Source organism: Aeribacillus sp. JST-2, assembly GCF_056032925.1.
Map to the genome: position 1 here is coordinate 73,103 of NZ_JBVVUU010000004.1, position 26,015 is coordinate 99,117.

The following is a 26,015-nucleotide window of genomic DNA, read 5'->3' on the forward strand; positions in this document are numbered from 1 at the left end:
GAAACAAATGAGTGAAAAAACTGTACGGTTTATTATCACAAGACAAGATCGTCCGGATTCTGAACCATACCAAGAGGAATTTGATATTCCCTATCGCCCGAATATGAACGTTATATCGGCTTTAATGGAAATCCGCCGCAATCCTGTTAACGCCAAAGGCGAAAAAACAACCCCGGTTGCTTGGGATATGAACTGTTTAGAAGAAGTTTGCGGAGCATGTTCAATGGTGATTAACGGAAAACCGCGTCAATCTTGTACGGCCTTGATTGACAAGTTAGAACATCCCATTCGCTTGGAACCGATGAGAACCTTTCCGGTTATCCGCGACCTTCAAGTGGACAGAAGCCGGATGTTTGACTCGCTGAAAAAAGTGAAAGCATGGATTCCGATCGACGGAACATATGATTTGGGACCGGGGCCTAGAATGCCTGAGAAAAAACGCCAATGGGCATATGAGCTTTCAAAATGCATGACTTGCGGTGTATGTCTCGAAGCGTGCCCGAATGTAAACAGCAAATCAAACTTTATCGGCCCTGCACCATTGTCTCAAGTCCGGTTGTTTAATGCTCACCCGACTGGCGCTATGAATAAATCGGAGCGCCTTGAAGCGATCATGGGCGATGGTGGATTGGCGAATTGCGGAAATTCACAAAACTGCGTCCAATCTTGCCCGAAAGGAATTCCGCTTACGACATCGATTGCTGCCTTAAACAGAGAAGCGACTTTGCATTCTTTTCGCAAGTTCTTTGGAAGTGACTATATTGACAGTTAATGAACCGGAGCGCCTCTTTTCTGAGGCGCTTTTTTCTTTGCAACGATCACGTTTGTGTGATGGATTGCTTTCACGTATTGGATTGTTTCAAAAAGGAAATGATTCATTTACCTTTTTGGCTAAGATTTGATTGTATTGAGGGCAAAATCCTTTCCATTTGGGAATGATCAATTGAAAGCGACTTTTCCTGGGAAATGCTTTTTCCTGATTGCCCTGACAGTAAATAACAGGTCAGACGTCTTTTTTCTTGGTCGAATATCTTCTTTTGTTCAGAAATGGTTTTTTACATAAAAATGCACTGCAAGCCACAATCTTGTCACAGTCATCCGTAACAATACATAGTATATGTTGACAATTCTATATCCATCCTATTCGGCTGGCTTCTCACCTGCCAAGGAGGGTTACCATACTTGAAAGAGAAAGAATTTCAATCCAAACCGCTGCTGACGAAAAGAGAAAAAGAAGTTTTTGAACTGTTGGTGCAAGATAAAACAACAAAAGAAATAGCCAGTGAACTTTTTATCAGTGAAAAGACTGTTCGAAACCATATTTCAAACGCAATGCAAAAATTGGGAGTAAAAGGACGTTCACAAGCCGTTGTAGAGCTTCTGAGAATGGGTGAATTAAAGTTATAACCAAGAGGCAGCCGCAAATTTGAGGCTGCCCTTTTTATGGATTGCTCTTTTTTTGAACAGTACTTGAAATTTTACATAAAAAAATGGACAATAGATGTGATCTTACGCTTTTACTAATCAAGAAAGGGTATGAACATGGCGAGCGGCTTGAATTATGTAGAGGAAATTGAAAAATGTCTCCGCGATATTTCAATCATTGTGAAAAAAAAGGGGCGGGAAATTTACAGCGATTATTCCATTACTCCGCCCCAGTTTGAAGCGCTGTTAATTTTGTGGGAATACGGAAATATGACAATAGGCGAGCTCTCAAACAAAATGTTTCTTGCTTATAGCACGATGACCGATTTGATAGATCGGATGGAGAAAAACAATTTGGTGAAAAGAGTGCGGGATGACAGGGATCGCCGTGTTGTACACGTTCATCTTTTGCAGGAAGGAATTGCAGTCATTGAAGAAGTGCTGCAAAAGAGGCAAAATTATTTAAAGAGTGTACTGAGAAACTTCTCGAAAGAGGAAATTATTCAATTGAAAAATTCTTTAAAGAAATTGCAACAAGAAATGATAGAATAGAGGCGATTTTTTGAACAGACCAATAGGAGTAATTGATTCAGGAGTAGGAGGCTTAACAGTATTAAAAGAATTGATGAGGCAGCTTCCAAAGGAAGAATTGATCTATTTAGGGGATACTGCCCGCTGTCCTTACGGGTCAAGGCCGAAAACGGAAGTTCGCAAGTTTACTTGGGAAATGACCAATTATTTAGTCTCCCGATTTCATATAAAAATGCTCGTGATTGCGTGCAATACGGCGACAGCCATGGTCTTGAAGGAAATAAAGCAACAACTTGACATTCCTGTTATTGGTGTCATTCAGCCAGGAGCTAGAGCTGCTTTGAAAGTTACTCGCTCGGGGCATATTGGCGTGATTGGAACCGAAGGAACCATTTCCAGCGGAGCCTATGTCCGTGCCCTGAAAATGATTAACAGCGACGTTATTGTGGAAAGCCTTGCATGCCCTAAATTTGTCCCGTTAGTGGAAAGTGGAGAATTGGAAGGGGAGCATGCGGAGCAGATTGTCAGGGAATCGCTGCTGCCTTTAAAGGGGAAAAAAATAGATACGCTCATTTTGGGCTGCACCCATTATCCTCTTTTAAGCCCTTTCATACAAAAAATTATGGGGGATGATGTGAAAATCATTGCTTCTGGAGTTGAAACGGCTCGGGAAGTAAGCGCAATATTGGCTTTTCATCATTATTTAAATAAAGAAGAAGGAACAAAGCAGCATCTTTATTTAACGACTGGTTCAATGGACTTGTTTCAAAAAATAGCTTCAAAATGGTTTGGATATGAGATTCATAATATAAAACATATCGAATTGGAAAAAACAGTTTGCTCGGATTGAGCAAGCTGTTTTTTATTCTAATAAATGATTTTTTGTGGGGGCTGGTCTATTTTTTTTGAATGCTCGTATACATAGTAGTACAAACTGCCATAGGAGGGATTACAATGCCTAACCGCATACGGGCCAAATTTACATCAACAGCATTGGCTGCTTTCGTTTTGCTATCGGGGTGTTCGTCTTTAACCAGCAAGCAGACCGAACAGGAAATAGATCCACCGCAAGAAATCACCTATCAAGAAGACGGCCAACTTGATCAAAATCTTGACAACGCCCAATCTGAAGCAGGCGGAAAAGAAGAGGCGACGAAAGAAACGGTCAAAAGAGTGTTGTATTTAATTGACAAAAACGGAATGGTTGCGCCGCAAACGTTGGAACTTCCCAATACAAAGGAAGTTGCCAAACAAGCTCTAGAGTACTTAGTTGCCGGCGGTCCGGTGACAAACATTCTTCCAAACGGGTTTAGAGCAGTTTTGCCTGAAGATACGGAAATAAAAGGAGTAGATATAAAAGACGGAACAGCCATTGTAGATTTTTCAAAGGAATTCAGCAATTACCGCCCAGAAGATGAAGAAAAAATTTTGCAGGCGATCACATGGACATTGACGCAGTTTAACAATATTGAACGAGTGAAACTTTGGATTAATGGACATGAGTTGAAAGAAATGCCTGTAAACGGAACACCGATTGGCGATGGAGCAACAAGAGAAGATGGAATTAATATTGAAACGAGCGATGCCGTCGATATTACGAACACATATCCGCTGACCGTCTATTATGTAGGGGAAGAAGGGGAGCAAATCTATTATGTGCCAGTGACAAAAAGGATCAGCAACGAAGAAAAAGACCCTGTCGTTGCCGCCGTTAATGCGCTCGTTACTGGACCTGATCATTCCAGCGGACTGTTAAGCGAATTTCAGCCGGACGTCAAACTAATTGATAAGCCAAAATACGAAGATGGCCATGTAACGCTAAATTTTAATGAGGCTATTTACGGGAGTTACGATGAGGAGAAAAAAATCGTTTCAAACAATGTGCTAAATTCCCTTGTTTTAACTTTAACGGAACAACAAGGCATTGAAAAAGTTTCCTTAATGGTCAATGGAAAACAAGATATTGTGAGCGAGGACGGCAAAAGTTTATCAGAACCCGTTTCAAGGCCTGCGAATATAAACACCGGTAGTTTTTAAACAACCATTTTTGATATACTATAAGAATGAAGTACTAGAGGCTAGCTTGAAAGCTGCCTCTTCTTTCATGTCGACGTACATAGCAGCATTTTAATGGGAGGGAAAATAAATGCGCCTTGATGGCAGAAATCAAAATGAATTACGGAAGGTAACGATCACAGCCGATTATTTAAAACATCCTGAAGGATCTGTTTTAATTACAGTCGGAGATACAAAAGTAATTTGCACAGCAAGCGTAGAAGATCGGGTCCCTCCTTTTATGCGCGGTGAAGGCAAAGGATGGATTACGGCGGAATATTCAATGCTTCCTAGGGCGACAGCACAAAGAACCATTCGTGAATCATCAAAAGGAAAGATTTCGGGGCGAACAATGGAAATTCAGCGTTTAATCGGCCGCAGTCTCCGGGCGGTGGTCGATTTGGAAAAATTAGGGGAAAGAACGATATGGATTGACTGCGATGTGATTCAAGCTGACGGTGGCACGAGAACAGCGTCCATTACCGGAGCATTTGTTGCTGTATGCCTTGCCCTTGGAAAACTGTTTAAGGAAGGCGTCCTAGAAACATTCCCGGTCACAGATTTTCTAGCTGCAACATCCGTCGGTATTGCTCCAGAGCATGGGGTGATATTAGATTTAAATTATGAAGAAGACTCTTCTGCAGTTGTCGATATGAATATTGTCATGACATCGAGCGGCCAATTTGTCGAAATTCAAGGAACAGGTGAAGAATCCACATTTTCGCGGCAGCAGCTGAATTTGTTATTGCAATACGCGGAAAAAGGAATCATGGAGCTGATCGAAAAACAAAAAGAAGCAATCGGGGATTGGACAGGGAAAATTGACGAAAATAGAGAACGAAAAGAGGAGCGTTCATGAAAGAATTCATCATAGCCACCAAAAATAAAGGAAAAGTTGAAGAATTTCGGACAATGTTCGGAAAAAAAGGCTTTCTCGTCAAGTCGTTGTTGGATTATCCGGAACTGCCCGAAGTAGAAGAAACAGGGAAGACATTTGCAGAAAATGCCGTTCTCAAAGCAGAAACTATAAGTCAAATGATTCATAAACCGGTTATTGCGGACGATTCAGGACTTGCCGTTGATGCCCTAGGCGGTGAACCTGGTGTCTATTCAGCCCGTTATGCAGGGATGGAAAAGGACGATCGGAAAAACATAGAAAAAGTTTTAAAAAAAATGGAAGGCGTGAAGAATCGTAAGGCAAGGTTTGTTTGCGTTTTGGCGCTGGCGGTGCCGGGTGAAAAAACCGTTACGGTGGAAGGCGTCTGTGAAGGAGAAATTGCAATGAAACCAATTGGCAGCAATGGTTTTGGCTATGATCCGATTTTTTTTCTAACGGATAAAGGAAAAACGATGGCCCAACTAGAAAAAAGCGAAAAAAACGAAATAAGCCATCGGGGAAAGGCTTTAAAAAAATTGGAAGCAATGATCGAAAAACTGGGGAGAGATGAATTTTGAAGGTACTCATTGTCAGTGACAGTCACGGTCTTACGGGAGAACTGCTGCAAATAAAAAGGCGGCACAAGCATGAAGTCGACGCATTTATTCATTGCGGTGATTCAGAATTGCCTAAAGGTGCCGATCCCATTGAGGATATGCTGATTGTTAGAGGCAACTGCGATTTTGAAGCAAAGTTCCCTAACGAAATCATTCAGTCCATCGGTTCATATCGTTTTTTCATTACACATGGGCATTTATATTCAGTGAAAATGAATTTAATGAAGCTGAAATACCGTGCGGAAGAACAACAAGCAAAGATTGTTTGTTTCGGACATTCTCACATAGCTGGCGCTGAGGTGATCGATGGCATTTTATTTATTAATCCTGGCAGTATTTTTCTGCCAAGGATGCGAAAAGAAAAAACATATGTTATACTAGAATTAACCAATGGCCAAGCAATCGTAGAATTTTACGATCTTAATGGAGAGATTGTTTCTAACTTGTCCACGATGCTTTAATGTTGCTTACTATTAGCGAGGGAGATTTTTCTCCCTCAAAAAATTGAAAAATGGGTTGACATTCCTGCTTGATAAAAATATAATAAAAATTGTCTTTCAGGATTTTATCAAATAATATGTCATGTCCCAGTAGCTCAGCTGGATAGAGCAGCGGCCTTCTAAGCCGTCGGTCGGGAGTTCGAATCTCTCCTGGGACGCTATTATGTTGATTTTGAATATGATCAAATTTATTACATATGCTCATAAACGTTGATATATCAATGTTTATGAGCTTTTTTCTTTTGTTAAGAATGCGATGAAAAACGGTATAAAGTGATTTCGTTTTACACATTACACATCCATTGAAGAAAACACTTTTGCTGTTTTTTCTTGATCTTATTCACGAAACTCTTTAACGATATGAGCATAATAATTTTTCTTTCTTTGTCCCGCGACCTTTTTGAAACATCATAATAGATAAAACCTTGTTAAAGAAGAACGCTTTATCAAGAAAGGGGTTTTTTAGCAAAGGAAAACGCCAATTTTAGGCAAAACAGTCCATTTTGTTTATCCATTTTTTTGATTAGAAATCTTTTTTTTTAAAAGAGCAATGCCCTCCTTGCATACACCGTAACTGAGCCATGAACATCCTTCGCACAAATAATCAAGATCGTCCGGATAAACGTGATTGGCAACAAGAGAAACAAGCTCGTTTTTCATATAAATTTCACCATTTTCAAGGTTTAAATGATTCATCACTTTTTCATCCAAGTGGGTGACAAAAGCATTTGACTTAGGGGAATTGCAAACACCATCGCCTTTATGCGGGCAATAAAAACAGGCTTCATCTAAACCGACAACAACTTTGATTGGAAAATCTATCTCATGATTGTTGATCTCCGTTACCAAATCGTGCATTTTTTCAATAAATGCTGGACTGTAGCCCATTCCGCGAAAACCATGAACGCACAACAGATGATGTCCTCGGAGCACCCGGCCATTCTTAAATTTTTTTCTATTCATCCACGATCACTCTTTCCATTCGAATTGGATTTACATGAAAAATCGAATTCTTACTGTAATCCCGATCCAATCGGCCAGAAAAGCTTTTCTCAAACCGATTAGAATAAATGGATAGACACCAACAGCCGCTTCTTGCCCTCATTCCATATTAAGCGCGAACTTTAATTTGGATGGAGCCGAATTATAATGTAATCAACATTCCAATCGTATTGCGACCCGTGGCAATTGTGAGGTTAAAAGTAGTTTTTTCTAAAAATTAAGCCCGTTGCAAAATCCAAAAATGTATCCGCCGGTTGGATCGATTAATACTTCAGTAACTAAAGGAAGCCTATTGCTCCTCTTAATGCATAACAATGCATTGAAATCGTGCCGTATACGCTGCCAATATAGCGGTTAATTTAACTGCTAATTTTGCCCCTTAATCGGAACATAGGGGAAGGGGAATTTCAAAATAACTGTGATGACAGTAAAAAACTGCAATGACCATTTTTCTTGACTTTGTTTTCTCCATAGGGAGGTTAACCGCTTCTTTTATGTAAACTTATTCTCATACTATGTTAACATACATGATTTTGAAAGTTAAGTAGAAATAGAACACAGGCTTCTTGGAGGGGAATGGCGGCAATAAACAAGGCTTAAAGGATTCACTTTTACAACGAAGCGGGTATTAAAAAACGCCAGTTCATTTGCGGGAATATTTATAGAAAAATGGGGAAAAATGAAATGATCTTTAACTGAATGAATTCTACTGTTTTTTGTTTACGGGTTGGGAATTCAATCTTTTTTAAAAATTGAAATGGCGGTGTGAATTTTATTTGCGTTAAAAATTTTTTGACTGTTAAAAGTGTTGATACAATCATCATGTAAACGCTATCAACTATTTGGGCTTAATGAAAAAAATCGAACAATTCATAAAATGGTGTTGACACTTTAAAAAAATAAGCGTATTATAAGGCTCAAATAAACAATCAAAAACCGATTTTTCAAAAAATATTTATTATTGCAATAGATGAAAACGATGATGAGGAGTAGTAATCTTTGGCCTTGATAACTGCAGAGAGCCGGGGCAGCTGGAAACCGGTGTTGTCACCAAAGATGAACTCGCCTCAGAGTGCCGATTCGAACGCTGATGAAGCTAGTAGGGTGGGCCGGGTGTGTTTTCTCGAAGCACTCGTTAGTAAAAAGAACGGTTCAAACCGTTCGTGAGGTGGCATGCGCCACGAAGAAGGGTGGTACCGCGGGAAATAAACCTTCTCGCCCCTTTTAGTCTGTTATATCAGGCTGCTTGGGGTGAGAAGGTTTTTCATTTTCATCACATCTGTCTAAAAGGAGGATATTTTAATGGCTGCAAATGTACAATTGGATGAGAAAACCAAATGTACAACAACAATTATGTCGGGCTCGGAAATGCTCATTGAAGCATTGAAAAAAGAAAATGTCGAAGTTATCTTTGGCTATCCTGGAGGAGCGGTTTTGCCGATATATGATAAACTCTATCATTCCGGAGTATTTCATGTGTTGACGAGACATGAGCAAGGAGGCATTCACGCAGCAGAAGGTTATGCAAGAATTTCCGGAAAACCCGGAGTAGTCATTGCAACTTCAGGACCAGGAGCAACCAATTTGGTGACAGGGCTTGCTGATGCGATGATTGATTCATTGCCTCTCGTAGTCTTTACAGGACAAGTAGCAACAACCGTGATCGGTTCTGATGCTTTCCAAGAAGCAGATGTGATTGGAATAACGATGCCTGTTACAAAACACAATTATCAAGTGCGTCACATCAACGATTTGCCAAAAATCATCAAAGAGGCGTTTCATATTGCTACGACAGGGCGCCCTGGACCGGTTTTGATCGATATACCGAAAGATGTTGTGCAAACAGAAGGCACTTTCAATTATGATATCGAAGTTTCATTGCCTGGATATCAACCGACTTTGGAACCTAATTATTTGCAAATTCGCCGATTGGTGGAAGCTGTCAGCGCAGCAAAAAAGCCTGTCATTTTGGCAGGTGCGGGAGTACTTTTTGCCAATGCTGCTAATGAGTTGAGAGAATATGTTGAACAACAGCAAATCCCAATTACAAATACGCTTCTTGGCTTAGGCAGTTTTCCGGCTGATCATCCTCTTTTCTTAGGAATGGCTGGAATGCACGGGACATATGCCGCCAATATGGCACTTTATGAATGCGACTTATTGATTAGCATCGGAGCACGTTTTGATGACAGAGTAACAGGAAATCTTAAACATTTTGCACCGAATGCAACGGTAGCCCATATCGATATTGATCCGGCTGAAATTGGCAAAAATGTACCAACGCAAATACCGATTGTCGGCGATGCGAAATATGTTTTGAAGCTTTTAGTGGAACAACAGGGAAAACAAGGGGATCATCAAAAATGGATCAAGCATTTGGATGACTATAAAAAAGAATATCCTTTATGGTATGAAAAGTCAGAAAAAGAGATAAAACCGCAAGAAGTGATTGAAAAAATATTTGAACTAACAAAAGGAGAAGCAATTGTGGCGACAGATGTCGGTCAGCATCAAATGTGGGCTGCGCAATATTACCGCTTCAATGCGCCAAACAGATGGGTTACTTCAGGCGGACTTGGTACGATGGGCTTTGGCCTCCCTTCAGCCATCGGCGCGCAATTTGCCGACCGCAATAGAACGGTTGTCGCTTTATTGGGAGATGGGGGTTTTCAAATGACCTTCCAGGAGCTTGCTGTTATTAGAGAGCATAATCTGCCAATCAAAGTGGTCGTTCTGAACAACAATTCGCTCGGAATGGTACGTCAGTGGCAAGAACTCTTTTATGAAAAACGCTATTCCCATTCCGTCTTTCAAGCTCAGCCGGATTTTATTAAATTAGCGGAAGCTTTCGGAATTAAAGGGGCTAGAGTGCAAAACAATCAAGATCTAGAGAAAGTGTTGAAAGAAAGCTTGGCAAGTGATGAACCTGAACTGATTGAAGTCGTTGTGGCATCTGAAGAAAACGTTTATCCAATGGTTGCACCTGGCAAAGGATTGAATGAAATGGTGGGGATTAAAAAATGAAGCGGATTATTACGCTGACAGTTATGAACAGATCAGGAGTTCTGAACCGAATTACCGGCCTTTTTACAAAAAGAAATTATAATATCGAAAGCATTTCTGTCGGCCATTCGGAAGTAGAAGGTGTTTCCCGAATCACATTTGTTGTGAATGTGAAAGAAGAAAAAGAAGTTGAACAAATTACTAAGCAATTAAATAAGCAAATAGATGTCCTAAAAGTGATGGATATAACCAATCAATCAATTGTAGCAAGAGAACTGGCTTTAATCAAAGTTGTTGCCAATCCATCGACGAGAATGGAAATATACGGCGTGATCGAACCGTTCAGAGCTTCGATTATTGATGTCAGCAAGGACAGCGTGGTCGTGCAAGTAACGGGAGAACCGAATAAAATCGAAGCTTTAATAGATTTGCTGAAACCGTATGGCATAAAAGAGGTAGCAAGAACTGGGTTAACTGCCTTTCCTAGAGGAAATCAAAGATTGCAACAGGAAAAAAACATATCAATTGTTTAAATCATATTTAATATAAAATTTTTAAAGTGAAAGGGAGAGATCAAGATGACAAAAGTATATTATAACGGAGATATCAATGAAGCAGTATTAAATGGAAAAAAAGTGGCTGTTTTGGGATATGGATCTCAAGGCCATGCCCATGCATTGAATTTAAAGGAAAGCGGCGTTGATGTCGTTGTCGGCGTTAGAAAAGGGAAATCTTTTGAGAAAGCACAGGAAGACGGTTTAGAAGTTAAAACAGTCCGTGAAGCGGTTGAAGAAGCAGACATTATCATGGTGCTTGTTCCTGATGAAAAGCAAAAAGAACTTTACGAAAATGAAATAAAGTCAGGACTCAAATCAGGAAATGCTCTCGTATTTGCCCACGGGTTCAACGTCCATTTCAATCAAATTGTTCCGCCAAATGATGTGGATGTGTTCTTAGTTGCTCCTAAAGGTCCCGGCCATTTAGTAAGAAGAACTTATACAGAAGGTGCGGGAGTTCCAGCATTAATAGCTGTTGAACAAAACGTAACAGGCCAAGCGAAGGAATTGGCACTTGCATATGCAAAAGCAATCGGAGCAGCACGGGCAGGTGTTCTGGAAACAACGTTTAAAGAAGAAACCGAAACGGATCTTTTCGGTGAGCAAGCTGTTCTTTGCGGCGGTTTGACTTCACTTGTCAAAGCTGGATTCGAAACGCTAGTGGAAGCAGGCTACAAGCCTGAAGTGGCCTATTTTGAATGTTTGCATGAATTAAAATTAATCGTCGACTTAATGTATGAAGGCGGACTTTCCAACATGAGATACTCCATTTCCGATACAGCTCAATGGGGAGATTTCGTATCAGGCCCGCGCGTAGTGGATGAACATGTAAAAGAAAATATGAAAGCTGTGTTGAAAGATATTCAAACAGGCAAATTTGCGAAAGAATGGATTATGGAAAACCAAGTCGGCAGACCACAATTTACGGCGATTAACAAACGTGAAAATGAACATCAAATTGAGCAAGTTGGCAAAGTTTTAAGAGAGATGATGCCGTTTGTAAAGCCGAAAAATAAGGAAGCGGTGGTAAATAGTGCGAAAAATTAACTTCTTTGACACAACTTTAAGGGATGGGGAGCAATCCGCAGGCGTAAACCTCAATTTGAAAGAAAAACTGGAAATTGCCAAGCAATTGGAGCGACTTGGCATGGATATCATTGAGGCGGGATTCCCTGCCTCATCTCCTGGAGACTTTCGCTCCGTTCAGGAAATCGCCAAAACGATCAAAAACTCTTCTGTTACGGGGTTGGCAAGATCGGTTAAAAGAGATATTGATGCAGCTTGGGAGGCTTTGAAAGACGGCTCAGAGCCCAGACTGCATACATTTATTGCGACATCGCCGATCCATCGAGAATACAAATTAAGAATGACAAAAGAACAAGTAATTGAACGAGCGGTTGAATCGGTAAAATATGCCGCAAAGTTTTTCCCGATTATTCAATGGTCTGCGGAGGATGCCTGCCGCACAGAACTTGACTTTTTGGCTGAAATTATCGAAAAGGTAATCGAAGCAGGCGCTAAAGTCATCAATATTCCTGATACAGTCGGCTACATCAACCCTATCGAATACGGGAAAATTTTTGACTATTTGAAACAGAATGTCAAAAATATCGACCAAGTCATTTTGTCTGCTCATTGCCATGATGATTTAGGAATGGCTGTCGCAAATGCCCTCAGCGCGATCGAACATGGAGCGGGGCAAATAGAAGGGACGATTAACGGAATTGGAGAACGCGCCGGCAATTCAGCTTTGGAAGAGATTGCTGTTGCTCTTTATATCCGCAGAGATTATTACCAAGTTGAAACGAACATTAAACTGAATGAAATCAAACGGACAAGTGATATGGTGAGCAAGCTGACCGGAATGATCGTTCCGCCAAATAAAGCGATCGTTGGCAAAAACGCTTTTGCCCATGAATCCGGGATTCACCAAGACGGCGTGTTAAAAGAAAAAACTACTTACGAAATTATTTCGCCGGAACTTGTCGGTGTGCAGTCCAATAGCTTAGTGCTTGGAAAACATTCCGGACGCCACGCTTTCAGAGTGAAGCTTTATGAACTTGGATTCGAATTGGATGATGAAGCAATCAACCGATTATTCAATGCATTTAAAGAACTTTCTGAAAAGAAAAAAGAATTGACAGAAGACGATTTAGTTGCATTGGTTTTGGATGAGCAATTGACCGGTGAAGATGAAACATATGAACTTACTGGACTTCAAGTTACTTATGGCACAACAGGCATCCCATCAGCAACGGTGACGCTGAAAACACAAGATGCCGTTATCCAAGAAGCCGGAACGGGCAACGGAAGCGTAGAAGCTGTTTACAACACGCTTGAGCGTTGTATGAAGCAATCTGTCACCTTATTAGACTACCGCATCCAGTCCAATTCAGGGGGACGCGATGCATTGGCTCAAGTATATGTAAAAGTAAAGGTCGACGATTTGGAAATGGGCGGAAGAGGCATTGCCCAAGATGTCCTTGAAGCTTCAGCCAAAGCTTATATTAATGCTGTAAACCGTGCCATATTGGTGAAACATATGGCGAAGGAAAATCAACGGACGATTGTATAATGCCAGCATAAAGGGAGGGCAGCGGAAGTGAAGAAAAAGATTGCTGTTTTACCTGGAGACGGAATAGGGAAGGAAGTAACAAACGGAGCTATTGAAGTACTGAAAGCGGTCGGAAAATATTATCAACATGAATTTGAATTTGCTTACGGCCTCATCGGGGGGGAAGCAATTGATCAATGCGGCGATCCTTTGCCGGATGAAACTCTTGCATTATGCCGTTCATCCGATGCCGTGCTGCTTGGTGCGGTAGGCGGTCCTAAATGGGATCGCAATCCCCCGGAATTGCGTCCGGAGAAAGGTTTGCTGAAAATCCGGAAAGAGCTTGATTTGTTTGCGAATCTTCGCCCTGTTAAAACTTATAAATCCCTTCGAGATGCGTCGCCATTAAAAGAGGAGTACATTGAAAACGTTGATTTTGTCATTGTTCGGGAATTAACTGGCGGGCTTTATTTCGGAAAGCCGAGCGAAAGGCTTCACTCAGACGGTGAAGAGGCCGCTGTCGACACTCTGTTTTATAAGCGAAAAGAAATTGAGCGCATCCTTGAGACTGCTTTTCAAATAGCGCAAAAACGGAGAGGGAAAGTAGTCTCTGTTGATAAAGCGAATGTGTTAACAACTAGCAAGCTGTGGCGGGAAATTGCTGAAGAAACGGCTGCTAAATATCCTGAAGTGGCATTGGAGCATATGCTCGTTGACAATGCCGCCATGCAGTTGATTCGCAAACCGGGCCAGTTTGATGTTATTGTGACGGAAAATATGTTTGGCGATATATTGAGTGATGAAGCATCCATGATCAGCGGATCACTAGGCATGCTGCCATCGGCAAGTTTATCCAGCAGCGGGCTGCATTTATATGAACCCGTCCATGGATCAGCCCCTGATATTGCCGGACAAAATGTTGCAAACCCGATCGGAATGATTTTATCAAGCGCCATGCTTCTGCGTCATTCTTTTAATCTTCATGAAGAAGCGAGCGCAATTGAAAAAGCTGTGGAAAATGTATTAAATTCAGGAAAACAAACGAAAGATTTGGCGAAAAATAGCGAATCATATCTGCATACAAATGAAATGATAGAAGCGATCATCGAAGGGATTGCCGAAGATTATTCCATTATTAGCATGATTGAATCCTATGAAAGCTAAGGAATTTTTTCAACAGAACATATTTCAGTGAGCTTTTCTTCCATAAGAAAAGCTCTCGGTTTTCTTATAGATAGAGAACATTCAGGCAAGGGGGAGAAAAAATGAGACCTCGTAATATAATAGAAAAAATTTGGGATGAGCATGTCGTTGTCAGAGAAGAGGGAAAACCAGACCTTCTATATATCGATCTTCACCTTATACATGAAGTGACATCACCGCAGGCATTTGAAGGATTAAGACAAACCGGCCGAAAAGTGAGACGGCCTGATCTAACATTTGCGACAATGGATCATAATATTCCAACGGTTAATCGCTTTGTGATAAAAGATGAAGTTGCGAAAAATCAAATAAGCGCATTGGAAAGAAACTGCCAAGAATTCGGCATTACACTCGCAGGTTTAAATAGTGAAGATCAAGGAATTGTGCACGTAATTGGACCGGAATTAGGCTTAACGCTGCCAGGGAAGACGATTGTATGTGGCGATAGCCATACATCTACGCACGGTGCCTTTGGTGCGCTGGCCTTTGGAATTGGAACAAGCGAAGTAGAACATGTTTTAGCAACGCAAACTTTATGGCAACACCGACCAAAAACATTGCAAATCAAAGTGACAGGATCGTTGGCGAAAGGGGTCACGGCGAAAGACGTCATCCTTTATATTATTGGAAAATACGGTGTTGATTTTGGAACAGGCTATGTCATCGAATATTGCGGAGAGGTCATTGAAAATTTATCAATGGATGAGCGGATGACCATTTGCAACATGTCCATTGAAGCCGGAGCGCGTGCGGGATTGGTTGCACCGGATGAAACAACATTTAACTACATTAAAGGCAGAAAATACGCTCCTAAAGGCGAAAAATTTGAGAAGGCAGTAGAGTATTGGAAGTCATTGAGAACAGATCCGGGCGCTCACTTTGATAAAACAATTGAAATCCGCGGCGAAGACATTGCGCCTATGGTCACTTGGGGAACAAACCCAAGCATGGTGCTTCCGGTAAACGAATCGATACCGGCGCTTGAAGATGCCCGCAATGAAAGCGAAGCAGCTTCATTTAAACGGGCGTATGAGTATATGGATCTTTCACCTAAAACGAACATTCAAGATATTGAGATCGACTATGTGTTCATCGGTTCTTGCACAAATTCCAGATTGACTGATTTACGTGAGGCGGCTAATATGGTCAAAGGACAAAAAGTGGCGCCGAACGTAAAAGCAATTGTTGTACCGGGTTCACAAAGAGTGAAAAAAGCCGCAGAACAAGAAGGTTTGCACGAAATATTTATTGAAGCGGGTTTTGAGTGGCGCGATTCAGGATGCAGCATGTGCTTAAGCATGAACAATGATGTTGTTCCTCCTGGCAAACGTTGTGCATCAACGTCAAACAGAAACTTTGAGGGACGGCAAGGAAAAGGAGCCAGAACTCACCTAGTCAGCCCGGCGATGGCGGCGGCTGCGGCCATTTACGGAAAATTCGTCGATATTCGCACATTAACATTAGAAGCTGTAAAATAAGGAGGGGATCATATGCAGCCGTTTACAACTTTGACAAGCAAAGTTGCAGTATTAAATAGAACAAATGTCGATACTGACCAAATTATTCCTAAGCAATTTTTAAAGCGAATTGAACGGACTGGATATGGACGATTTGCTTTCTTTGATTGGAGATATTTGGATAATGGTGAAGAAAACCCGCAATTCGAACTAAATAAGCCAGTTTATAAAGGATCGCAAATTTTGCTTGCCGGCGAAAACTTCGGCTGCGGTTCTTCAAGAGAACATGCACCATGGGCGCTTAGCGATTACGGTTTTCGTGCGATTATTGCGCCAAGTTTTGCGGATATTTTTTATCAAAACTGCTTGAAAAACGGATTGCTGCCAATTCGCGTTCATTCCGATGTTTTTCAAACGCTGCTCGAAAAGGCGGAAGGAAATGCCTACGAATGCACGATTGATTTACAACAGCAAAAAGTGTCCGATCAGGAAGGATTTGAATTTTATTTTGAAATTGATCAGCATTGGAAAGATATGCTTCTAAACGGACGCGATGAAATTGCGTTTACCTTGCTATACGACGATCAAATTAAACAATTTGAGCAAAAAGAAAAAGCGTGGGCTTGAGCCTGCGCTTTTATTCTTATTGCCTTGTTTTCTTTTCGTTGGGCTGGTAAACTTGTAGAAAATGATAAAGAGGTTTTTTATATGAAGAAGAGAAGTGGGAAAATTATTCCGTTTCCAATGCTAAAAGAACGTCTCATTGAAATGGGAATGGATGCTTTAAACAATAAAAATTATGAAGAAGCGCTTGAACTTCTTTTCGAAGCAAGACAATGGGATTCCAATCATCCAGAAATTGACTTTGGAATCGCTATTTGCTTTATGGAGCTTGGGGATTTTGTGAGCGCTAAACAAATTTGCAAAGAAATGCTTCATCAAGCAAAAGGAAATTATTTTCAAGTATTGCAAATGTATTTAACCATACTCGTTCAGCTCGGACAATATGAGGAAGTGGAAGCGACGATTGAAGCGGTATTGGAAGAAAATAAGCTGCCATCCACTCACGCTGAACAGTTTTACAAGCTTCTTGATTTAAGCCGAAAGATGACAGAAGCGAATCCAAAAGCAGCGGAAGACGAAGATGACGACCTTTTTCGCCTTATAGACAAACAGCTACTATTTGTTCAAACGTTAAAAAATAAGAGTGCAGAAGGTTATCTCGATACGATTCAAAAAATGCTCCTTTCGAAAACTGTCCATCCCATTGTCAAAACAATGCTGCTGCAATTGTTAAGGGATCAGGAAATATCCGGAAGCATGAAGGTTGCCAAATTTGGCGAATCGATCGTTGTCAAACCGGACAGGCTGCATGATTTATTAGAAACACCTTTTGCCAAAAAGGTAATTAATCTTCTTGATGACGTTTTAGGCAATGAAAATCCGACACTTTTTGAAGCGGTAAAAGAAATGTGGATACGCCATCTTTACGTCATGTATCCTTTTCAACCGATACCAGACAATCATGCGCTTTGGGCCGCCTCGCTGCATGCAGTAGGTTATGAGGTTTTTGGCATCCCCATTCATTTAGAAGAAGTTGGAAACATTTATCAAGTAAAAAAGGCAAAAATGACGGCGATTTGCCAAAAGATCAGGCAGATCGAAGAATTTTCAAATATTCCAATATGAGAACCTATTGAAACGTTTGTATCCTATGTTATAATAAAATGGTTGTAAAATGTTTTTTTCAAGATGATTGCCGATTTATATGTCTTTTGTCCAAGTCTTGAATGTACAAGGCTATCTTCTTCATTTATTAATAGAACGTTTATTCAGGGTAAATTTCATATGGACAAGTCATATGAATTTGCCGTATGTGTAAATGAATTATATTTTTCGATTGTTGGAGGGAAACAGATGTCAGTGAAGTGGGAAAAATTAGAAGGCAATGAAGGCGTCTTAACAGTAGAAGTAGACGCACAAACATTTAATGAAGCGCTCGATAAAGCCTTTAAAAAAGTTGTAAAAAATGTAAGTATTCCTGGCTTCCGCAAAGGAAGAGTGCCGCGGTCAATTTTTGAGAAAAGATTCGGCGTTGAAGCGCTTTATCAAGATGCGCTGGATCTTTTGCTTCCTGAAGTTTATCCGAAAGCTGTGGAAGAAGCGGGCATCGAACCGGTAGACCGTCCGGAGATTGATATTGAACAAATTGAAAAAGGGTCGCCGCTGATTTTCACTGCAAAAGTAACGGTGAAACCTGAAGTGAAACTTGGTGAATATAAAGGGTTGGATGTTCAAAAAGAAGATGCAACCGTTACGGACGAAGACGTTGAAAACGAATTGAAGCAATTGCAAGAGCGTCATGCTGAGTTGGTTGTGAAAGAAGAAGGCAAAGTGGAAGAAGGAGATACAGTTGTCATCGACTTCGAGGGTCAGGTGAATGGCGAAGCGTTCGAAGGCGGAAAAGCGGAAAATTATTCGCTTGAGATCGGTTCAGGAACCTTCATCCCCGGTTTTGAAGAACAGCTGATCGGCCTCGAAGCTGGCGCTGAAAAAGATGTGGAAGTTACCTTCCCGGAAGAGTATCATGCAGAAAATTTAGCTGGCAAACCTGCTGTATTTAAAGTGAAAATTCATGAAATCAAAAGAAAAGAATTGCCAGCTTTAGATGATGAATTTGCAAAAGATGTAAATGAAGATGTCGAAACGCTTGATGAGTTAAAAGCGAAAATCAGAAAGCGTTTGGAAGAGGAAAAGAAAACATATGCGGAAAATAAACTTCGTGATGACCTTGTGGAAAAGGCGGCGGAAAATGTCGAAGTTGATATTCCGCAAGTAATGATTGACAATGAATTGGATCGAATGATGAGGGAATTTGAACAACGTTTGCAAATGCAAGGTTTAAATTTACAGCTTTATTTCCAATTCTCCGGCCAAGATGAAGAAGGCTTGCGCGAACAAATGAAGGAAGATGCGGAAAAACGGGTAAAATACAGCCTGACACTCGAAGCGATTGCCAATGCCGAGAACATTGAAGTATCGGAAGAAGAAGTGAATGAAGAGCTGCAAAAAATGGCTGAAGCCTACAATTTATCTGTTGAGAACATGAAAAAGATTATCGGATCCACTGATCATCTAAAAGAAGATTTAAAAATTAAAAAAGCAATCGATTTTCTTGTAGAAAATAGAAAAGATGTTGCATAATATAGAAAAGGGATATTTGAAATCAACGGTGAAAGGAAAACAAGGCGCGACTTGATCGTGCCTTGTTTTATAAAATGAAAAGCGTATCATTGAATTTGTAACAGTAGCTTTACATAGTTTTGGAAAAAAATGATACATACTTTTGATTAACGCTTTTCAGTCTTTTTATGTTAAAATGCAGTACATACTCTTTTTTCGGGCGGTTTTGATCGTTCCCCCAATCATTTTGCCGCGTTTGTTTTGGATGGGGATGAAAGGAAGGATATTAAGGGGTGATCACATGTTTAAGTTTAATGACGAAAAGGGACAATTAAAATGCTCTTTTTGCGGAAAAACTCAAGACCAGGTAAGAAAACTTGTCGCTGGTCCAGGCGTATATATTTGCGATGAATGCATTGAGCTTTGCACTGAAATAGTGGAAGAAGAGTTAAATACAGAAGAAGAAGTTGAATTTAAAGATGTCCCGAAACCGAAAGAAATTCTAGAAATATTAGATGAATATGTCATCGGCCAGGAGCAAGCAAAAAAATCATTGTCTGTGGCTGTTTATAACCATTATAAACGGATCAATTCCAACAGTAAGATTGATGATGTCGAACTTTCCAAAAGCAACATCGTTTTGATCGGGCCGACTGGAAGCGGAAAAACGCTACTCGCTCAAACGCTTGCCCGCATTTTAAATGTGCCTTTTGCCATTGCTGATGCCACATCGCTTACTGAAGCGGGGTATGTAGGGGAAGACGTAGAAAACATTTTGCTTAAACTCATCCAAGCGGCTGATTATGACGTAGAAAAGGCGGAAAAAGGAATTATTTATATTGACGAAATCGATAAAATTGCTCGCAAATCAGAAAACCCATCCATCACAAGAGACGTTTCTGGAGAAGGGGTGCAGCAAGCCCTCTTAAAAATTTTGGAAGGAACGGTTGCGAGCGTCCCGCCGCAAGGAGGAAGAAAGCATCCGCATCAAGAATTTATCCAAATTGATACAACCAACATCCTATTTATTTGCGGGGGTGCCTTCGACGGAATTGAAGGAATTATTAAGCGCCGATTAGGGCAAAAGGTCATGGGTTTTGGAGCCGATAACCGAAACAAAGAGTTGGATCAAAAGGAACTGCTTTCAAAAGTATTGCCTGAGGATTTGCTGAAGTTTGGCCTCATCCCGGAATTTATCGGTCGATTGCCGGTTATTGCCAGCCTCGAACCGTTGGATGAAGAAGCTTTGGTGGAAATTTTAACAAAACCGAAGAACGCACTCGTCAAACAATATCAAAAAATGCTTGAACTTGATGGTGTTATGCTTGAATTTGAAGAAGAAGCCTTAAAAGAGATTGCCAAAAAAGCCATTGAGAGAAAAACAGGCGCCCGCGGTTTGCGATCCATCATTGAAGGCATCATGCTTGATGTGATGTTTGAATTGCCGTCACGCGAGGATATTGTGAAGTGCGTGATTACAGCAGATACAGTGGCGGAAAAATCTTCACCGAAGCTGATTACAAAAGACGGAACAGTCGTTCATGAAGATACGAAAACATCTGCATAAATTCAGCTAAAAGAGGATCAATCCAAAGGAATGGTGATCCTCTTTCTTTTTCAACTGCTCTTCGATCACATGTTTAATCCTTCTTTACAAGGGAGATAATAGGAGGTAAACAGTTGGTCGAGGAGGAGAAAAAGGATGAATTGGACAGGAATAGCCCTTTTTATACAGCTTTTTTTCGGCATCATTGTCGGATTGTATTTTTGGAATTTGCTGCGAAACCAGCGAACGCAAAAAGTGACCATTGACCGAGAGTCGAAAAAAGAAATGGAGCAGTTGCGCAAATTGCGTTCGATCAAACTATCAGAGCCTCTTGCTGAACGGATTCGTCCGAAAAGTTTTTTCGATATCGTTGGCCAGGAAGACGGAATAAAAGCATTAAAGGCAGCCTTATGCGGTCCGAATCCACAGCATGTCATTATTTACGGACCACCTGGGGTAGGGAAAACGGCTGCTGCAAGGCTCGTTCTTGAAGAGGCAAAACGAAATAAAAAATCGCCGTTTCAGCCAAATGCTGTATTCGTTGAATTAGATGCAACAACGGCAAGATTTGATGAACGGGGAATAGCCGATCCCTTAATCGGTTCCGTCCATGATCCGATTTATCAAGGGGCGGGGGCTTTGGGTCAAGCGGGGATTCCTCAGCCGAAACAAGGAGCCGTCACGCATGCCCATGGAGGGGTGTTGTTTATTGATGAAATTGGCGAGCTTCATCCTATTCAAATGAATAAACTTTTAAAAGTTCTGGAAGATCGAAAAGTGTTTTTAGAAAGCGCCTATTATAGTGAAGAAAATTCCCAAATTCCGAATTATATTCATGACATCTTTCAAAATGGCCTGCCGGCTGATTTTCGTTTAGTCGGGGCTACGACGCGGACTCCGAATGAAATTCCGCCGGCGATCCGCTCCCGTTGTTTGGAAGTATTCTTTCGGGATTTAACAAAGGATGAACTGGCCGTTGTAGCGAAAAAAGCAGCGGAAAAAGTCAATATGCTTGTGTCTGAAGAAGGGATTTCCATCTTAACCACTTATGCGCGAAATGGCCGGGAAATCGTCAATATGATGCAAATTGCAGCCGGAATAGCCATTACGGAAGACCGTCAGGAAATCAGAACGGAAGATATTGAATGGGTGGTCCATTCGAGCCAGCTTACGCCAAAAGATGAAAAGAAAATCGGCGCTGAGTCGAAAGTCGGTTTAGTGAACGGATTGGCGGTTTATGGGCCAAACAGCGGCTCGCTTCTGGAAATCGAAGTAACGGTTATTCCAGCGAGGGAAAAAGGAACAATCAATATTACAGGAATTATTGAAGAGGAAAGCATTGGCGATCACGGCAAATCAATAAAAAGAAAAAGCATGGCGAAAGGATCAATAGAAAATGTCATCACTGTTTTAAGATCAATGGGAATAAACGCGCACGATTATGACATCCACGTCAATTTTCCCGGCGGAGTTCCGGTCGATGGACCAAGTGCGGGAATTGCCATGGCCACCGGAATTTTTTCTGCGATACATAAAATAGCTGTTGATCACACTGTTGCGATGACAGGAGAAATTAGTATTCATGGATATGTGAAGCCGATTGGCGGCATCATTCCGAAAATAAAGGCAGCCAAAAACGCAGGGGCCAAAAAAGTTATTGTTCCGGCGGATAATATGCAGTCGATCTTGAAAACGATAGAAGGCATAGAAATTATTCCTGTCCGCCATTTTCAAGAAGTCCTCGACCACGCATTAGTGAATCCGCCCACAGAAGAAGTCCGGCAAGACTCTTTTGCGAAAAAGGAATCGGTATAAAGATCAATCGATTATGCACGGACTTTTTGAAAGGTTCAGTACAAAGCACTGAACCTTGTTTTGTTGGAAAATCGCTCTATTTGGCAGATGGACGAAAATGAAGATAACATTCAAAATAGACAGTACCAACAGAATAAGATAGAATTGAACAAGAACCATTGTATAATCCCTTTTTACTATGGAGGTGTAAGCGTATGGCGAAAAAAGACAGCATCATTGTCCCCCTCCTACCACTTCGAGGTTTGTTAGTTTATCCATCGATGGTTTTGCATTTGGACGTCGGACGTGAAAAATCTGTACAAGCTCTTGAAAAGGCGATGATCGATGACCATATTATTTTTATGACCACACAAAAAGAAATATCAATAGATGAACCAGATGAGGACGATTTATATCTTGTAGGGACATTAACAAAAATTAAGCAAATGTTGAAGCTGCCGAACGGAACAATCCGGGTGCTTGTGGAAGGATTGAAAAGAGGAACCATTCAAAAATTTGAAAATAAAGACCCATACATTTCGGTAGAAGTTGTTACCTTTGAGGAACCGAATGAAAAAAGTATAGAAGAAGAAGCTTTAATGAGAACGGCGCTTGAATATTTCGAGCAATACATAAAAATGTCCAAGAAAATTTCCAGCGAGACATTTGCAACAGTGATGGATATTGATGAACCTGGGAGACTGGCTGATATCATCGCCTCCCACTTGCCGATAAAATTGAAAGATAAGCAAGAAATTTTAGAAACATTCGATGTAACGAATCGATTAAACAAAATTATTCAAATGCTCCATAATGAAAAAGAAGTGCTCCAGCTTGAAAAGAAAATCGGCCAGCGCGTCCGCCAATCAATGGAACGGACACAAAAAGAGTATTATTTGCGCGAGCAGATGAAGGCCATTCAAAAAGAGCTTGGAGAAAAAGAAGGAAAAACGGGCGAAGTCGAAGATTTGACGGAAAAAATCAATCAATCCGGCATGCCGGAACATGTATATAAAACAGCAATGAAAGAGTTGAGCCGCTACGAAAAAATACCGGCGACATCAGCGGAAAGTGCCGTCATCCGCAATTATTTGGATTGGCTCATTTCGCTGCCATGGAAAAAAGCGACAGAGGAAAAGATTGATATTGCATTTGCGGAAGAAACGTTAAACAAAGAGCATTACGGATTAGAAAAAGTCAAAGAGCGTGTATTGGAATATTTGGCCGTGCAAAAGCTGACAAGCTCATTAAAAGATCCGATATTATGTTTAGTCGGTCCTCCGGGCGTTGGAAAAACATCGTTGGCGCGCTCCATTGCCAAATCGCTCAATAGAAAATTTGTGAGAATATCGCTCGGCGGTGTAAGAGATGAATCGGAAATACGCGGGCATAGAAGAACGTATGTTGGGGCAATGCCTGGGCGGATTATTCAAGGAATGAAAAAAGCCGGCACGGTCAACCCTGTGTTTCTTCTCGATGAAATTGATAAAATGTCAAGCGATTTTCGCGGCGACCCTTCCGCTGCTCTTCTCGAAGTGCTCGATCCTGAACAAAACCATAATTTCAGCGACCACTATATTGAAGAGCCGTATGATTTATCAAGAGTAATGTTTATTGCTACCGCCAATAATTTAGCGACGATACCGGGACCGCTGCGCGACCGCATGGAAATTATTTCGATTGCCGGATATACAGAATTAGAGAAAGTTCAAATTGCAACAGAGCATTTGCTGCCGAAGCAAATAAAAGAACACGGATTGAAAAAAAGCCATTTGCAATTAAAAGAAGAAGCCATTTTGAATATCATTCGCTATTATACTCGTGAAGCAGGGGTCAGAGGCCTTGAACGGCAAATTGCAACGATTTGCCGTAAAACGGCAAAACTGATCGTCACAGGCGAAAGAAAAAGAATTGTCGTAACGGCAAAAAACTTGGAAGATTTCCTCGGCAAAAAATTGTTCCGCTATGGACAGGCGGAATTGAAAGATCAAGTTGGAGTTGCCACAGGTCTTGCCTATACGACGGTAGGCGGCGATACGTTGTCCATTGAAGTATCCGTCACTCCCGGCAAAGGAAAACTGATTTTAACGGGAAAACTGGGCGATGTGATGAAGGAATCAGCTCAGGCAGCTTTTAGCTACATCCGCTCAAGAGCGCACGAACTAAATATCGATCCGGATTTTCATGAAAAACAAGACATTCACATACATGTTCCGGAAGGCGCGGTTCCGAAAGACGGACCGTCAGCAGGAATTACGATGGCAACTGCCTTGATCTCAGCGTTGACAGGAAGACCTGTCAAAAAAGAAGTGGGCATGACCGGAGAAATTACGTTAAGAGGGCGCGTGCTGCCAATTGGCGGATTGAAAGAAAAAACATTAAGCGCTCATCGCGCCGGATTAAAAAAGATTATTTTGCCTGCTGAAAATGAAAAGGATTTGGAGGATATTCCGGCTAGTGTGAGAAATGAACTGACATTTGTTCTTGTCTCCCATATGGATGAAGTGCTTAAACATGCTTTGGCAGGTGAGAGCAAATGAAGGTTTCAAGTGCGGAAATGGTCATTAGTGCGGTTCGCCCCGATCAATATCCGAATGATCAGCTGCCTGAAATTGCTTTGGCCGGACGATCTAATGTCGGGAAATCCTCTTTTATTAACAAAATGATCAATCGGAAAAACTTGGCTCGAACATCCTCGAAACCTGGGAAAACACAAACGCTGAATTTTTATTTAATCAACGAGCAATTCTATTTTGTCGATGTACCGGGATATGGTTTTGCCAAAGTTTCAAAAAAAGAGCGGAAAAAATGGGGGGAAATGATGGAAAGGTATTTGACGGGGCGCGAAGAGCTGAAAGCGTGCATCCTCGTCGTTGATTTGCGCCATCCGCCAACAAGCGATGATGTCATGATGTATGAATTTTTAAAATATTGCGGTCTTCCAACGATCGTCATTGCGACAAAGGCGGACAAAATAGCAAAGGGGAAATGGCAGCAGCATTTGAAAGTGGTGAAAGAGACGCTGAATATGGAGAAAAACGATCCGCTCATCTTGTTTTCAGCGGAAACAGGCTATGGGAAAGAAGAAGCATGGTCAGCGATTAGCTCATGGACTTAAGGAGACAAAAACCGCTCGAAAAAACGGAAAGTTTCGAGCGGTTTTTTACAGCTCAAATCCCACTCATTTTCTTTTGACAAATAAATAAAACCCAACGATCAGAAAAAGAATCGGCCATAAAGATTCCCAATTCGGCACACGTTTTTGAACAAAAAAGAGGGATATCGACGGCAAAAAATAAAGAACTCCTCCAATCAAAAGCAGCATAAAGCCTTGGACGGCTCCCCTTTTTGCCATGAAGGATCGGACGGTGAAAGCAAGACCAAGTATGAGAAGAATGGCTGTCAAATCATCAGGCCAAAAGGGATAGTTTTTGCCCCATAAAAAATGGCTTCCAAGACCTGTTAGTAAGATGGCGGGAACAATGCTTTCTCCATCGCCATCCACTTTTGAGTGTATAAAAAAAGCTATTCCAAACATGATAAGAAAGAAAGGCCAGCTGTTCATTTGCGGATAAGGCAAAAGATGAAAATGTTGAAGCAAAAAAAACAAGCCGATTTCCATCATGATGACTGCAACAAGAGTAAAATGCTTTTTCATATCAACACCTCAAAATAGCTAAAGACTTGATCGAGCGAGATTTATTTGATAAT

At 41.2% G+C, this 26,015-nt stretch carries 23 protein-coding genes, 1 tRNA gene and 1 other annotated feature; of the genes, 22 read left to right on the forward strand and 2 right to left on the reverse strand.

Annotated elements, in window-relative coordinates:
- Window positions 1-7: 7 nt before the first annotated feature.
- From sdhB to AC0KTX_RS03625, 9 genes are all read left to right on the forward strand, one after another.
- A complete protein-coding gene (sdhB, locus tag AC0KTX_RS03585; RefSeq protein ID WP_474250867.1) occupies window positions 8-772 on the forward strand; it encodes a succinate dehydrogenase iron-sulfur subunit in 765 nt (254 codons plus the stop codon).
- Between the two features lie 410 nt (window positions 773-1,182).
- Window positions 1,183-1,407 carry a spore germination transcription factor GerE gene (gene gerE / locus AC0KTX_RS03590; RefSeq protein WP_474250868.1) on the forward strand — a complete coding sequence of 75 codons (225 nt, stop codon included), beginning with the start codon at window positions 1,183-1,185 and terminating at the stop codon, window positions 1,405-1,407.
- Window positions 1,408-1,536: 129 nt separating this feature from the next.
- On the forward strand, window positions 1,537-1,977 hold the full coding sequence (locus tag AC0KTX_RS03595; protein WP_474250869.1) for a MarR family winged helix-turn-helix transcriptional regulator: 441 nt from the start codon (window positions 1,537-1,539) through the stop codon (window positions 1,975-1,977).
- A 10-nt stretch (window positions 1,978-1,987) separates the two neighbouring features.
- Window positions 1,988-2,806, forward strand: coding sequence for a glutamate racemase (gene racE / locus AC0KTX_RS03600; protein WP_474250870.1), 819 nt, complete (start codon window positions 1,988-1,990; stop codon window positions 2,804-2,806).
- 104 nt (window positions 2,807-2,910) lie between these two features.
- On the forward strand, window positions 2,911-3,993 hold the full coding sequence (locus tag AC0KTX_RS03605) for a GerMN domain-containing protein (protein ID WP_474250871.1): 1,083 nt from the start codon (window positions 2,911-2,913) through the stop codon (window positions 3,991-3,993).
- Between the two features lie 109 nt (window positions 3,994-4,102).
- On the forward strand, window positions 4,103-4,870 hold the full coding sequence (gene rph, locus AC0KTX_RS03610) for a ribonuclease PH (RefSeq protein WP_474250872.1): 768 nt from the start codon (window positions 4,103-4,105) through the stop codon (window positions 4,868-4,870).
- Window positions 4,867-5,466: an XTP/dITP diphosphatase gene (locus AC0KTX_RS03615; protein WP_474250873.1), complete on the forward strand. Its 600-nt coding sequence runs from the start codon at window positions 4,867-4,869 to the stop codon at window positions 5,464-5,466. Before rph ends, AC0KTX_RS03615 begins: the two co-directional genes overlap by 4 nt.
- Window positions 5,463-5,966, forward strand: a complete 504-nt coding sequence (locus tag AC0KTX_RS03620; protein WP_474250874.1) for a metallophosphoesterase family protein — start codon at window positions 5,463-5,465, stop codon at window positions 5,964-5,966. Before AC0KTX_RS03615 ends, AC0KTX_RS03620 begins: the two co-directional genes overlap by 4 nt.
- Before the next feature lie 123 nt (window positions 5,967-6,089).
- Window positions 6,090-6,163, forward strand: a tRNA-Arg gene (locus tag AC0KTX_RS03625).
- A 349-nt stretch (window positions 6,164-6,512) separates the two neighbouring features.
- Here the strand turns inward: AC0KTX_RS03625 and AC0KTX_RS03630 are convergent.
- Window positions 6,513-6,968, reverse strand: coding sequence for a DUF1284 domain-containing protein (locus AC0KTX_RS03630; protein WP_474250875.1), 456 nt, complete (start codon window positions 6,966-6,968; stop codon window positions 6,513-6,515).
- Window positions 6,969-7,977: 1,009 nt separating this feature from the next.
- Window positions 7,978-8,233 (forward strand) — a binding site (T-box leader).
- A gap of 76 nt (window positions 8,234-8,309) precedes the next feature.
- Here AC0KTX_RS03630 and ilvB point away from each other — a divergent pair.
- The 13 genes from ilvB (at window position 8,310) to yihA (ending at window position 25,422) form a co-directional block, all read left to right on the forward strand.
- Entirely contained in the window at window positions 8,310-10,031 is a 1,722-nt protein-coding gene (gene ilvB, locus AC0KTX_RS03635; protein ID WP_474250876.1) for an acetolactate synthase large subunit, read from the forward strand.
- Window positions 10,028-10,543, forward strand: a complete 516-nt coding sequence (gene ilvN, locus AC0KTX_RS03640; protein ID WP_474250877.1) for an acetolactate synthase small subunit — start codon at window positions 10,028-10,030, stop codon at window positions 10,541-10,543. The genes ilvB and ilvN overlap by 4 nt, the downstream gene beginning before the upstream one ends.
- 45 nt (window positions 10,544-10,588) lie before the next feature.
- Complete coding sequence (gene ilvC, locus AC0KTX_RS03645; RefSeq protein ID WP_474250878.1) at window positions 10,589-11,614, forward strand: ketol-acid reductoisomerase; 1,026 nt, start codon at window positions 10,589-10,591, stop codon at window positions 11,612-11,614.
- Window positions 11,601-13,142, forward strand: coding sequence for a 2-isopropylmalate synthase (locus tag AC0KTX_RS03650; protein WP_474250879.1), 1,542 nt, complete (start codon window positions 11,601-11,603; stop codon window positions 13,140-13,142). The genes ilvC and AC0KTX_RS03650 overlap by 14 nt, the downstream gene beginning before the upstream one ends.
- Window positions 13,143-13,169: 27 nt before the next feature.
- Window positions 13,170-14,285 carry a 3-isopropylmalate dehydrogenase gene (gene leuB, locus AC0KTX_RS03655; RefSeq protein WP_474250880.1) on the forward strand — a complete coding sequence of 372 codons (1,116 nt, stop codon included), beginning with the start codon at window positions 13,170-13,172 and terminating at the stop codon, window positions 14,283-14,285.
- A 101-nt stretch (window positions 14,286-14,386) separates the two neighbouring features.
- The gene (gene leuC, locus AC0KTX_RS03660) at window positions 14,387-15,802 is read left to right on the forward strand and encodes a 3-isopropylmalate dehydratase large subunit (protein ID WP_474250881.1); all 1,416 of its coding nucleotides are present in this window, start codon (window positions 14,387-14,389) and stop codon (window positions 15,800-15,802) included.
- A 12-nt stretch (window positions 15,803-15,814) separates the two neighbouring features.
- Window positions 15,815-16,408, forward strand: a complete 594-nt coding sequence (leuD, locus tag AC0KTX_RS03665; protein WP_474250882.1) for a 3-isopropylmalate dehydratase small subunit — start codon at window positions 15,815-15,817, stop codon at window positions 16,406-16,408.
- Between the two features lie 81 nt (window positions 16,409-16,489).
- Window positions 16,490-17,470, forward strand: a complete 981-nt coding sequence (locus AC0KTX_RS03670; RefSeq protein WP_474250883.1) for a tetratricopeptide repeat protein — start codon at window positions 16,490-16,492, stop codon at window positions 17,468-17,470.
- Between the two features lie 228 nt (window positions 17,471-17,698).
- Window positions 17,699-18,985 (forward strand): trigger factor, encoded by a 1,287-nt coding sequence (tig, locus tag AC0KTX_RS03675; RefSeq protein WP_474250884.1) that lies wholly within the window; start codon window positions 17,699-17,701, stop codon window positions 18,983-18,985.
- Between the two features lie 280 nt (window positions 18,986-19,265).
- Entirely contained in the window at window positions 19,266-20,531 is a 1,266-nt protein-coding gene (gene clpX, locus AC0KTX_RS03680; protein ID WP_474250885.1) for an ATP-dependent protease ATP-binding subunit ClpX, read from the forward strand.
- Window positions 20,532-20,666: 135 nt separating this feature from the next.
- Window positions 20,667-22,325, forward strand: a complete 1,659-nt coding sequence (gene lonB, locus AC0KTX_RS03685; protein ID WP_474250886.1) for an ATP-dependent protease LonB — start codon at window positions 20,667-20,669, stop codon at window positions 22,323-22,325.
- 194 nt (window positions 22,326-22,519) lie between these two features.
- Window positions 22,520-24,844, forward strand: a complete 2,325-nt coding sequence (lon, locus tag AC0KTX_RS03690) for an endopeptidase La (protein ID WP_474250887.1) — start codon at window positions 22,520-22,522, stop codon at window positions 24,842-24,844.
- Window positions 24,841-25,422 (forward strand): ribosome biogenesis GTP-binding protein YihA/YsxC, encoded by a 582-nt coding sequence (gene yihA, locus AC0KTX_RS03695; protein WP_474250888.1) that lies wholly within the window; start codon window positions 24,841-24,843, stop codon window positions 25,420-25,422. The genes lon and yihA overlap by 4 nt, the downstream gene beginning before the upstream one ends.
- A gap of 63 nt (window positions 25,423-25,485) precedes the next feature.
- On the opposite strand, the gene AC0KTX_RS03700 is transcribed toward yihA, so the two are convergent.
- Window positions 25,486-25,962 carry a LiaF transmembrane domain-containing protein gene (locus AC0KTX_RS03700; protein WP_474250889.1) on the reverse strand — a complete coding sequence of 159 codons (477 nt, stop codon included), beginning with the start codon at window positions 25,960-25,962 and terminating at the stop codon, window positions 25,486-25,488.
- Window positions 25,963-26,015 lie beyond the last annotated feature (53 nt).